Genomic DNA, 12,544 nt, shown 5'->3' on the forward strand with positions numbered 1-12,544 from the left:
TACGGCGTCCGAACCACACTGTTCGACCTCGGCTCGTCTGGCGAATTCGACCCGCTGGACAGGGACAGTAGCCAGAAATACACCTCTCGCGACAACCGAGGTGATTCTCGACACTCCTCGGACCGACCGTCGACCGAGCGTCCGCGTGAAGCCGGATCCGCCAGGAACGCCGAGTCGGACAGTGCGGTCACGTCCAACCTACGAGCCAGAGCCACACTCACCTTCGCGTAAGTAGTTCCCGTCTACCCTCGACCGCTGACACCTCGCAACCCAACCGGCCTCGCCCGGATCGTCTCGCAACGTACGACTGTGCGCGAAACTCCCGAAGCGGCAGCCAACCAGGTATCTCGATTCCACTCAACCTCGCCGACGGAGGCTCCGCTACACCACGAGCTATCTCGGCCAAAAGACCGACTGCGCAATCAAGCTGAGCGTGGCTGCCGCGACACAGCCGGAATTCGTCGTCGTGTCCGGTGGCCCAACGGTTACGAGGCCGGCAGTTCCAGCCTGGCCGGGGCCCAGTACGACTACAGCCGCAAGTGTCCGGCGGTTCTCTCGCCGGTCAGCAATACCGATAAGGGCAAATACGAATAGACACACTGAATCCACCAGAAACAAGTTCTGAAACAGTACGAGCAGCGCCACGCCTGTCGCTCGATGGCCGAGGCACCAATCAACGCCCGCCCCGCGGATACGCAGTGAAGTCGCCCTACGCCATTGCGATACCGCTCCGTACCAGACCCGGCGAGGCGTTACCACACGTCGTCAGCTCCACCGCTGCGAGATGGGATGAGGAGCACGCCGATCAAAGTTACTGCCCTAGCGAGCCACCGCAGAAGCTTCCAATTCTTCAGCACTTCGTGGCACATGTGCAGATCATGCACTAATTGTCCGGACGTCCGGGTACTTCGTCCGTATCAAGACTCGACCGAAAGGCGATCAATATCGAAGCAGCACATACGAGCCCGGCATAGCCGGTGCAGCCTCAACTTCATGATCTGGAGCTCCGCGCCCACTAAGAACCCTCCAGATCACAGGCGCAGCGACGGCATACGGTGGTGGACCCGTGCGGTTGAGAAGCCGCTGCTGGGCATGCCGGAGCACCCATCAACCCACTCAGCCACAGGCAAAGCACTGCACGTGCCGGCGATCCACTCCGACATTCCACGAAACGTCGAGGTAGGATACACAGCTGACGTAGCAAACCCACGAACCGCGACATTCAGACGAAATCCCCGGGGTCCCCACTACCGTCTCGCGGAGAGCTTAAAGCGAATGACCGCATAGGCACCCAGCGCTGGGTGAGAACGCAGAATGGCAAAACAAAGGTACAACCACAATCAACGGTCAACTTCTGCAGATGAAGCTTCACGCCTTGGCATTGATGCAATTAGGCGCCGCCCCAGCGATATACCGGGACGTTCAACCGCACGTGCCAAAACCTCAGAAATCAACAGCGACGAAATAACTAAAGCCAAGAACCGCACTAATTGCATCAATATGGACTCGCTACCAGGCGCCGCAACTTTGTCAACCAACTCCAAGCAAAGCGGATGAAATAGGTAGACTGCATACGCACGAATACCAACATGAACTAAGATGGGATTAGACAAAAACTTTCCGATTCTAAAATTTGAGAGTAGCAATGCGGGCAGAAACAGTATCGCCGCTACCGCAAACACAGTGTGCGCATAGCGGCTCGACTCATCAAAAGGAAGTAGTTTATCCGTAAATAAAAACAAAACAAGAAAAGCAAAACAAAAAAATGACGCATTACGGCCAGAAAGTCCGTACAAGAGCGCAAAAGTAGCTCGACTGTGAGCAAGAATTGCCACGAGGCATCCTCCCAGAATGGGGAGGTAGATACCAAAGTAGCCTAGACCTGGAATGAAACTGGCAACGGCAGCGAGCAGAACCAGTACCTGAAGGACCGGCAACCGATAGCAGCGACAAAGTGAAATTCCGAACGCCGCAATAGGCCACAAAAAGTAAAATTTTTCCTCTATACCCAGAGACCAGCTATGACTGAAGGTGCCGCTACCCGCAAGGTCACCGTTGAACGTTGATAGCAGCGGCAATCGATCGAGATAGCCAGAGGTCCCTGAACCTTGTTGAAACATCAAGACGAGCATCGTGAAAACACCAAGAGCTACAAAATACAAAGGAACAATTCGGAAAAACCTCCGAATATAGAATCGTGAAATTGATACGCGGCCATAATTACCCTCCTCGCGAATCAACAGTGTTGTTATCAGAAATCCACTAATAACAAAGAATAACGTTACACCGAGAGATCCATTGATGATTTGCCACATCGGGTCGTGCGTGTGAACGGCCAGGACCAGCACGACGCTCACAGCTCTCAGTCCATCAAGCACTGGCCAATACCTCGCAGATTTAAACGCTGCAAAGGCCTCCGCTGACTCTGAAGATTCTCGACAAACTACCTGCCATGTTCTCACGCAAACGATAATACTTGAGCCAGAAACTTTTCTACGAACGGAAACACACTGTTTACTTCAACCACGCAGTTCCGGCAAGATGGCGGTTGTCAAGCCACAGAGGCAACCATAGGACCTTCTCCATCAGGAAATGGACAGCGGAAGCTCCTCCTCGCTTGACGCCTCGTGACTCACATAAGTCGAAGGTTCCGACCTTCAGACCAAAGCCTCATCCTGCGGCGGGGATTCAATATTCACAGGTTTCGTCTCCCCTGGCACCCGCACAGCATCAGCTAGGCCGATACCAACGAGGATGCCAGCAATAGCCATGGGTCCCGCTAGATTCCAATAACCGCCGAATACCATCGCAATCAATAGCGCCACTAGAATCAAACTTGCGGACCGAGACAAAACCGATGGACTGCGGAGCAAATAGACCAGCACCCCAATCATCGACACAAGCACAGCGAGCAGACCGACGATACCGAACTGTATACCGAGGTTGAGGTACCCGTTGTCGGTAGTCAGGGCCCCCAGTGGAGCCTCCGTTGGGTTCGATTGACTCACTGGCCCGCTCGCCCCGCCGCCGAGCCCGAGGAGGTTGTCCCCGAAAGCCGCGATTGCACGAGGGAGTGTGCGATTTGCACGATCATTAAACGAAGTGTCGGATTGCAGTCCAAAAACAGAGGTCAGTCGATCTACCGAAGCAGCCCATCGAGGACTTTCGGACTGCCAATACGCCAGTCCCGCGATCAATAGGAAAACAGAGGGAATAACCTGACGTGCACGACGGTGACCCTTGCGCATGTATCTATTAACTGGCATTAGCAGACCCAAAGCGATTGCGACCAACCCACCGTACATGGATCCTCGAAGAAGAGAGAGAACGAGACCGACAAGGCCGATCACTGCCAGAGTCAACGCCAAGCCACGCCACCGCCTTGGTAATGAGGTCGAGTAAAATAGCACAAAGGGTGCCAAAGTACCCATGAACAGACCGTACGTTTGACTCGACCCATAACCTCCGATGGGCCGAACCAGTCCCCCGACAAGGTACGTCGACCCAGATTCGAGTACACGGCCGAGTTCGTAGGGCGTGTAACCAATGAAGACCTGCTTTAGTCCCAGAAATGCATTACCCCCGAAGCCAATGAACAGAACAATCATTACAAAGCGAATCGCCCGATCATACTTTTCCGGTGACCGATCCCGAAGGGCTGTAAACGAACCGGCCGCCGCAAGGGTTGCTGCGATTGGGAGCACGAGCGACACCCAACCTGTGATGGCATACCCTCGGCTACGATAGGCCAAATTAATTAAGAGAAATATTACGCTAATCGCCAACGCTAAAACAACAGAGACTCGGATAAACGCTGCGACATGAATGTGACGCATATTCAAGACCGCAAGCCCGAGCAGACCGAACGTGGCAACCAGAGTCAGGTAACTTGCAGTAGTTGAAAAACCTTCAACGAAAGTCGGCAGTGAGAACGCGAAAACAGCAAACGCGACAAAGGTCGCTTCGATTCCAACGCGATTTGTACATATGACAAATAAAGCCACCACCGGCGGCACAAGCAGAAGCACCGGACTCATCGTCACCCCGGCACCCACTGCTCCGGCAGCCAGCGTCATACCGAGTATTACAACCGCATTCGCGCGATTCAGAGAGTTTGACTGCACAGTCCTGAAGTCTTCCATACAACGGCCAAGTCGGCACGGGTCCGCCGCCAGAGATCCGCAGGTGTGCCAACAGGTGGGAAAGACTACACCGCATCGGTTCCATACATGGGAGCTATCGTTACTGCGCGTGCGTAGCGGATAGACCAGGAACGGTCGTTGACCACACACAACTACGATCACGGTGACTCTGAGGTTGGATGCCGGCGATTCTAAGTTGCAAGCCGAATCTGCCTCCCCAGCTCAGCTATTGCCCCGAGACGGTAGCCAGCTTGAGAGTGCAGCTCTGAGAACAGGTATCAAAGCCTTCGAAAATTCCACTGTTATATGATGCGCATCACGGTATAGCGCGATGTCTCCTCGCTGCACGGCGCAAACGCCGTCAGGGCAGTACCACTCACGGGTGTCGATGAAGCGGGCTTTCGTTCCACCAACCCCCCTCTCGTCCGACTGCATTCGGGTAGCATTTACGACCTCAGCAACCGGCCGGGAACAGTCGCCAACTGACTCAAGGTGTTCGGAAAGACACATAGAGGGCTCGACCTTGAACATCGGACCATCGCCAAGGACGACCACCTCGCTTCCGGCCGGCATCCTCTCAATGGTCCGTCTCAGACCATCACTCCATTGGGTTTCTAGATCGCCAGCCTGAGCCGTCGCCTGATGCGGGTAATTCGACAACACGATCAGCGACGGTCGCAACCGGTCGATAACTCGGAATGCTTCCTCACGCCACTGATCGCACGCGACATACGGAACCTGCAGTCTGCTGTTCCACGTCGCGATGTCCACAGACGGGCATGCTGACTTGGTCAGAGGCACCAACCGAAATCTGTCGTTATCGCCCATCTCATCGAATGCGGGGAACCACTGAGCCGCATGGGAGTCGCCGAATAGAACAACAGTGTCATCGCTCCCCTCATCACCGAATTGACACACTTTTGGTGCGGCATCTGCGTAATCCAAATGGCAACCGTCAGAATAAATTTCTGGGTTGCTGTCCCTGGCGTGTTCCAAGGTGGGCCGTATGTTGGTTGGAACAGATACCCCCACCGAAACGTCAGCAGGAAAGGCGTCGACAGGCCAACCGCCTGCCACACGGTCGGTCGCCAGCCTAGGCATCACCCCTGCGCCCAGGGCGAGGGATACAACAGCAACTGTCGCTGCGAAACCTAGAGCAAAACTACGCGTAGGACGCGCGCGCTCGCCCCTTTTGTAGCGAAATGGCCTCTCGACGAACCGCTCGGTCAGCGCCGCCAAAACGATTGCGGCAGAGCAAAGTAAAACGCGAAGCCACGCCGGAGACTCCGACCGGTAGAGCGAAGGTATAATTAGAATTGGCCAGTGCCAAAGATACAGGGAGTACGAGATCCGACCGAAGAACTGAAACGGTCGATAACTTAGCAAGCGGGACAGGCCATCCGTTGTCACCCGTGCCCCACCTATCAACATGCCGGCCGCCCCAACCACTGGGACAACCGCAACGTATCCTGGAAATACGGTCCCATCGTCGAACGCGAAGACGGCCGCTACAACAAGCAAAAAGCCGGTCCACGAAAGAAACCCACCCGTTCTGGGTCCGATTCGAGCGCCAGTGTATAAAGAGGCCGCAATTACGCCACCGACGCCAAGTTCCCAAGCACGAGTAGGTAGGGTAAAAAAGGCCACTGGCTGGTTTACATTAGTAAAATACAGACCCAGTCCAAAGGACGCTAGGCTGACGGCAGACAGTACGATAATTAGAAGCCTGCGACTACCCCAAATTGAGAAAACCAGCATGATCAGAAGAGGCCATACAATATAGAACTGCTCCTCTAGCGCAAGCGACCAATAATGCTGAAAAACAGATGGCGTATTGCTCGCAAGGTAATCAGTCCCTGTGTATGCAAACCAGACATTCGACAAGTATGCCGCAGTAAAAACTCCGTCTATCGAAACATCCCGCATGGCAAGAGGCGGCAACAACCAACGCGAGAGGGCCAAGGTTGCGACGAGAACCAACAAAGAAGCTGGCAACAAACGACGGATTCTTTTTGCATAGAAGTGTGTCAGGTCAATGCGACCCTGACGCTCAGACTGACCTATTAGGTGACCAGTTATCAGGAAACCTGAAATAACAAAAAATACGTCGACACCCACGTATCCACCCGAAACGAGCGGGACCCCTGCGTGATACAGAAGCACACAGAGGATGGCGACTGCACGCATACCTTGGATATCGGATCGATACCCATTTGCTTCAACCGCGTCTGCCACTGGTTTCCTTCTGCTGGGAGTATACTTAGCTTTCCGCATTCTAACTCACGTCCATAATGAATGCATGCCTTGAACAGGCCCCCGCTTGTGCAATCAGTTGAACTATGCCCAGGGTCGACTAGCCCGACGAATCAACGCTTTCCTGACGAGTTACACGAGAAGGCCGTCATAATAAGGTCACCGGTTGTAACCCACACAAACGCCAACCAGGAACCCAAACAGTATCGCAACCGTGCCAACTATTTTTAGCTCCACTCGTGAGATTGCTCTATCCCTGAGAGCACAGCATCGATTGCTAGAACAAGCGCACGATCGGAAAAAGCTTTGGACCTCGCCTGAGCTCCGACACGCAAACGGTCTATAGTCAGCCGGTCGGAAAACACCGATGAGATCTTTGCAGCCAAAATTTCAGGATTACCAGGCGGGACCAACACGCCGTTTGTCTCGTCGTCCACTATCTCTTCTGGACCACCACCTTTTGTCGCAAAAACAATCAATCCAGCGGCCATCCCCTGTACAATAACCTGACCGAACGGTTCAGGGGAGGTTGAGCAATGCAGCAAACCATCATAATTGGATAGCAAATCTTGTACATCGTCAACATGACCCAGTAGCCGTACATTGGGATCGCGTTCTGCTTTTTGCTCGATTAATCTCATATATTTATCCTCACCAAACCAACTTGTGCCTGCAATGTCCAAATTGAATTTTGCGTCTTTGTGGCCCTCATTCAAAGCCGCCACTGCGGCGATCGCGATATCGACGCCCTTCCACGGTGCTATGCGTCCCAAGTAGATGAGCTTGAATGGACTCCCGCCTGACTCCTTCAAGGTGTCTACTTCACTGCTCAGCCCGCTGGGGCTATAAACTAAATGAACGTCCATACTTCTCTTCATCGCCAGGACCGTGGATGCGGTCCAGTTAGAGTTTGCCAAACAGAAGAGCGTCCTGTTCAGAGTGACGTTACGCGTGAGGAATCTCGCAACAAACGAAATGCTTCCCTCGACGAGTCCATCGCGAACCCAGTAGCCGATCCTGTGCTTTCTTGGGCAAATAACCGCAAGGATTAGCGCGACGCGCATCGAGTTGGCTACCACAAAAGTGGACTGATAGACCTTTAGTCGACGCCTCAACTCGAAGACTGATGACAGCAAGCTATTGCGCCGATTTTCCAGCAGTTCTATTTGCACATCATTGTCGCGCACCCGGTCCCAGATCGGACCATCCTGGAATGCCAGAAGACCAAGATCGCTTCTTCGGGAGGCGCTCAGATATCTCGCCAGGGCGAGATCTCCACCGCCCGGTGCGGCGGTGTGAGACACAAAGAGCCACTTCGGCGACGCATTCTCGCGTGCAGAACTTGTAGGGGACTGGTCTTGTTCGCTAATTTGAGCCACCTGCTTTAGTAGTATAGAAAGGGCCTGGTGCGCAAAATCGTTAGACTATTTCAGGCACGCGCTGGACTATTTGAGCTACCGAGGACTGAATGGTTAATTTTTGCGCATTAAGAAACACATGATCTGACAGCGCCGCTCGCAGCGATGGGTCGGAGTACAGATCAACGATTGCTCTAATCCAGCGATCCGGTTCATTATTGGGAAGGATGAAGCGCTCAGCTAGAGCTGAATCAGTGATAAGAAGCTCGGCTGCACCAAACGAGTTCGAGAGCACCACAGGAATCCCTGACATGGCCGCTTCGACCGCACTGCGACCGAAGGCCTCTCGATGCGAGGTACCAAGATAAACAAGACAATGGTCCCAAAGTCTCTCTGGTGCAACCCACTCTCCAACTGCGACGTTATTGGAGCAGCGCGAAGACAGCGCCTCCTTCAAGGGGCCAGTGCCATACATTATCCCGGTTAATCGACTCAAGTCTCGCGTCGACATTATTTCTAGGAACAAATCCGGATTCTTGTCGCGGTTGAACCGCCCAGCCCACACCACCCGGTGCCTCTGTTCTACACCATCGTACGATCGTTCGATTCGCTTAATTCCCGCCGGCAACAACCTTGGCTCATGAATTTTTGGTATCTGCCGTTGAAGCACTCGAGTCGTCACCCAGGCCTCTTTCGATCTGAGTAGCGATAACTGCTCAAGGGACCTCCAAATGAGCCGCTTTGAGGCCGGGCTCTCCCCGGGGGCTGGCCACGGCAAACCTCTTAGGTAAGCCACCCATGGTTTGTTTAGCATTGCGAGCGCCATGTCGGTTTGTGGATTCAAACTGATAATCAAGTCACTGGTGTGTACGTGAACATTGTCAGCAAGGAGCCCTCGGAGTCGGAAGACTCCTATAAGGCTTGCAGGTTCGCACTGAAATTCGTCGACCCATTCCTCGACCGGACCATTTGGTTCTCCATCTGCTCGATTAGATACGCCAAGCACTAGTGACCAAGGAAGTCCCTGTCGCCTGGCTTCGTCGACGGTCTGCCGTGCGGATCGATATACACCGGTCCTGGCGACCAGAGGCGCCGCGACGAGACAGACGCGTAGTTCATGCAAAGGTTTTGTGATCATTGCAGGGACTCAATTCAGGCTTTTGTGGTTGGTGGACGCGTATCTGATCAAACGTTGTGCTTACGGAACGACAGCAGCGACCGTTTCACCGATGCGGGAATATGGCCAGATTGGTCTGCGTGCCCGATCGCGACAAGCATGACTACCGACTCGTCGGAGTCTAGGTGCACAAACTTTTTGATCGCGCGATTCCGACTCGATACATCGGGCCAGTTGATGCAGCATGCGGATAGACCGGCGGTCTCTAACGCTAAGAGAAACGACATGGACATTAGACCACCGTCGATGTATATCGCGTGCCGATCAAAAGCGTGCCTGTAGCCCCCTAACCGCCCTATCACAACCGCAACAGTCGGCACTTGGTGAGAGAATCCTCTTGTTCCACCTGCACAATCAAGAACCGGCCGTGTCAAATCCGTTCCATGAAACAATTCGAATCGGATATTTTGACGATTGCATGCACTTGGGGACTCTGCGGCAACCTCTAGCGCTCTGTCTATGACATCGATGTCGATCGGATCTTCGGTGAACCAACGAACTGATCGTCGTTGGCGAGCGAGTATCGCAAACTGGACGGGATCTATAGTGCTGATTAAAGTCTCGTTCCGAAAGTACGGTATTTTTTGGGGAAGATCGTTGATCTGGTTCCGGCGCAGGAAGTCCATCCTCGCTTTCACGACCCATTCATCAGTGTTCTCTTTTGTTACGTTGAAAAATTCGCTAAAGACGTCCGTTGCCCACAACGAATCCGCTTCCGGGAGTACATCGGAGTCTTTGAGCTGGTTGAAAGACTCGACTGCCGTGTGCACGTAGGCCTTACCAAAAGGAAGCCTCCTCGGTCTCATAATGAGACCTTTTTCAATCCGGTGGATGTCTCTACGCAACATCGTAATTTGACTGTCCCGATCGCCAGTGAGGCTCTTCGCACGTCCGCTCGCGACCTGACCGGCTTCGTTTCGCAGCTCGCGAAGTGTCAGAATCACCGCCAATGCTCTGAACGGTAGCTTGTCAAATCGACTCAGAGATATCTTGTCGATCTTGAAGTATAGATTTCGAACGAAGTCTCTCATTAGTCGTCCCCTCTGAATTCTTTCATCATAGACGCTTGGGCCACGACATATTCTCTGACGAATTTTGCAGGAAGAACAGATGCAAGTATTAGTCTTAGCATTGGTCTCGTTCGTTTTGTGAAGGCCAAAAACACGATGCTGCTCACCGCGTAGGAGGCCACCGATGCCCACGCTGCGCCGTTAATTCCGATTTTGGGTATCAAGATGAAGTTCGCGATAATGTTAATTGACGCACCTGCCGCGTGCGACCAAAGCGAAAATATCAACAATCCTTCGACGATCAGCCACCGAGAGACCGCCGTCCGCACGAACAGAAATACTCCTGCAAATATGTGAATCGAAAGAACCGACGAGCTCGCCGAGAAATCCGGTCCGTACAGCGTCCCAATTATCAGCGGAGCCAAAATCGAGACAAGTAGAGCGCCGCCGATTGCCGACCAAATCAGGCGCCGCATTAGAGCGGACAACTCGATCCCGTAATGTCCGATATTGGTCCGTGCACTCCGGATTAGTTGGGGAAATGCAGCGGTTACCATTGCCATCGCCAAGACTGACCAGGCTTCAGATATTCGGGTCGCTGCAGAGTAGATTCCAACACTGGCCACCGATGACAATATTGAAACAATAACGATATCTATCTTCAGATTAACCTGTGCCAGACCACCCGAGATCAGTATTGGCCAACTTCGTCGAACAAGTCGAATTGCTTCCGCCGGAACGAACCGCAATTTCACCTCACCATCACGTGTCCCGTGATTTCGTCTCGACATTAGATCAATTACTGGAAGCAGATAGACAAGCGCGTAGTCCACCGCATAACCCAGTGCCACGAATCTAAGGTCGGCGGCCAGGTAGATTGGAACCAACTTTGCCACAGTTGAGGCACCGAGAGCGACGATGCGAAGGGATACAAGCCGTTTGAACTCTATTCGGGCGTTGTACAGACAATCGACGGTATCCATGCCCGAGAATACGTACCCGATGCCCATGATTAGTGCCAAGGACAGGATCGAGGGGCTTTTTTCAAAAAGGTAGAGCCCCCCCAGCATGGCAAGCAGAAGGAGAAGGCCAGCTGCAATTTTCGCCAGACTGACCGTTAATATAATCGCGCCTCGCCGATCAGGCTTCTCGACTAAGTCCCGTACAAGCACGCCGCTTAGCCCCAGCGCGGAGAATCCCAGGAAGATCATCACCCACGAGTTTGCGGTTGTCACCGCACCTATTCCGGATGGTCCATACTGTCGCGCGATAAATACCGCGATGACGAACCCTGAACCCATACGTAAGATACTCTCTCCGAACAGGAGAGCCGTATTCGTCGAGTTTCCGCGTCCGGTTTGAACCTTCTCGGTCACGGCAGCATCGTGTTGAGTTCAGTCCACATCACATCGACCCTGGACTTTACTGTGTCGTGAATCTGCCGAAGGCGGGATGTTTCCTGCTCGAGTTCAATAGTTTCTATCTTTGAGATGGTGCTTGACGGATCAAAAGGATCGGCAAGTCCGTCCGTGACGTCAAAGTCGTTCATCAGGGCTTGATATTTGTGTGACCAGCTGTGGGCCACAACGGGGACCGAACTGGATAAGGCGCTGACAGCGGCATGGTATCTGCCTGCGACAACCACGTTCGACTGCGCTAGGACCTTCTTGCATTCCATTCCCGACGGAGGCGATAATACTTCAAGTCCACTAGTCCGGTCCGCGACGGCGTTCAGTATCTGAAGGTCATTCGGCCCCTCATGGCACAGTCCCGTAATGTGCCTACCTTGTCGTGTTAGATCCATTACGGTTTGTGCAAGTGAATCTATGTAAGAAGGCATCTTGGACTTGTTCTCTCGCGAAGCGATGTTCCAATTCGGCACAATTATGACATCTCGTTTTGGCGTTTGAGTGGTGTCCACGGTTAGCCCTATGGTCACGTCTGGGGCGATTGAGATTTTCCGGTGGTCGTCGTACACCCCCTTCACGTAGCGTTCCGAGGTTTTATCACGAGCCCAAATCCGGTCGGTTAATTCAAACACCTCTGCGGCCGACTCTGCCATACCTGCATTCTCGAATGGTCCGAACGCCTGGGGAAGCATCGAGTATCCTATTCCCGACTTCTTCCATCTGCGGAGACGTCCTAAGCGTGATGTAAGTGGCTGCATTCCCCAGGCATCAGTCATGCTGAAACCCGAGACGTCTAAGACATAATCGAACGCCCCATCAGGCACAATTTGGATGTGTCGGATCAAACCCGACGGCAATCGGTCCCATCCGAGGCTTCGGAAAGCGCCCAGTCGTTCCACCGATACCATTGGGAGCAAGGATAGTTCTCGACGCGTATCTGCGTTTACATCTCGCATACTGACTACGGGCTGATGACCGTGCTCGGTTAGCCAGACTGAAGTCGTCGCGAGCAGGAGCTGAGCTCCCTTGTTTTTGGAGTTGACTCCGTAAATCAGGACTCGCATATCAGCTCCACAGCTTGGTCATAGTCACGTGTGGTCCGTTCGTAGTTCGTCGAGGTCGTTGCGGACCATCATCTGCACTAACTCCGTGAAACCGACCTTCGGCTTCCACCCCAACCTGTCGTGCGCCTTCG

General features: G+C 53.4%; 8 protein-coding genes. All 8 read right to left on the bottom strand.

Annotation, left to right across the window (positions count from 1 at the left end):
* Positions 1–1,340: 1,340 nt before the first annotated feature.
* Entirely contained in the window at positions 1,341–2,462 is a 1,122-nt protein-coding gene (locus tag CH302_RS03150; RefSeq protein WP_369679434.1) for an acyltransferase family protein, read from the bottom strand.
* Positions 2,463–2,657: 195 nt separating this feature from the next.
* Positions 2,658–4,076, bottom strand: a complete 1,419-nt coding sequence (locus tag CH302_RS03155) for an O-antigen ligase family protein (RefSeq protein WP_176460630.1) — start codon at positions 4,074–4,076, stop codon at positions 2,658–2,660.
* Between the two features lie 288 nt (positions 4,077–4,364).
* Positions 4,365–6,416: an acyltransferase family protein gene (locus tag CH302_RS03160; protein WP_082323770.1), complete on the bottom strand. Its 2,052-nt coding sequence runs from the start codon at positions 6,414–6,416 to the stop codon at positions 4,365–4,367.
* Positions 6,417–6,622: 206 nt separating this feature from the next.
* Entirely contained in the window at positions 6,623–7,699 is a 1,077-nt protein-coding gene (locus CH302_RS03165) for a glycosyltransferase family 4 protein (protein ID WP_141216594.1), read from the bottom strand.
* Between the two features lie 115 nt (positions 7,700–7,814).
* Positions 7,815–8,435 (bottom strand): glycosyltransferase family 4 protein, encoded by a 621-nt coding sequence (locus CH302_RS29910; RefSeq protein ID WP_176460632.1) that lies wholly within the window; start codon positions 8,433–8,435, stop codon positions 7,815–7,817.
* 503 nt (positions 8,436–8,938) lie between these two features.
* Positions 8,939–9,961, bottom strand: a complete 1,023-nt coding sequence (locus CH302_RS03175) for a nitroreductase family protein (protein ID WP_052047919.1) — start codon at positions 9,959–9,961, stop codon at positions 8,939–8,941.
* On the bottom strand, positions 9,961–11,316 hold the full coding sequence (locus CH302_RS03180; protein ID WP_037193770.1) for a flippase: 1,356 nt from the start codon (positions 11,314–11,316) through the stop codon (positions 9,961–9,963). The genes CH302_RS03175 and CH302_RS03180 overlap by 1 nt, the downstream gene beginning before the upstream one ends.
* Complete coding sequence (locus CH302_RS03185) at positions 11,313–12,413, bottom strand: polysaccharide pyruvyl transferase family protein (RefSeq protein ID WP_082323768.1); 1,101 nt, start codon at positions 12,411–12,413, stop codon at positions 11,313–11,315. The genes CH302_RS03180 and CH302_RS03185 overlap by 4 nt, the downstream gene beginning before the upstream one ends.
* Positions 12,414–12,544 lie beyond the last annotated feature (131 nt).

The organism is Rhodococcus sp. 15-2388-1-1a (assembly GCF_002259145.1).
Lineage (GTDB): Bacteria > Actinomycetota > Actinomycetes > Mycobacteriales > Mycobacteriaceae > Rhodococcoides.

What these genes read in the sequence shown, in the direction of transcription:
- CH302_RS03155 (WP_176460630.1), bottom strand. Translation starts at nt 4,076, where the DNA reads ATGACGCTGGCTGCCGGAGCAGTGGGTGCCGGGGTGACGATGAGTCCG.
- CH302_RS03160 (WP_082323770.1), bottom strand. Translation starts at nt 6,416, where the DNA reads ATGCGGAAAGCTAAGTATACTCCCAGCAGAAGGAAACCAGTGGCAGAC.
- CH302_RS03175 (WP_052047919.1), bottom strand. Translation starts at nt 9,961, where the DNA reads ATGAGAGACTTCGTTCGAAATCTATACTTCAAGATCGACAAGATATCT.
- CH302_RS03185 (WP_082323768.1), bottom strand. Translation starts at nt 12,413, where the DNA reads ATGCGAGTCCTGATTTACGGAGTCAACTCCAAAAACAAGGGAGCTCAG.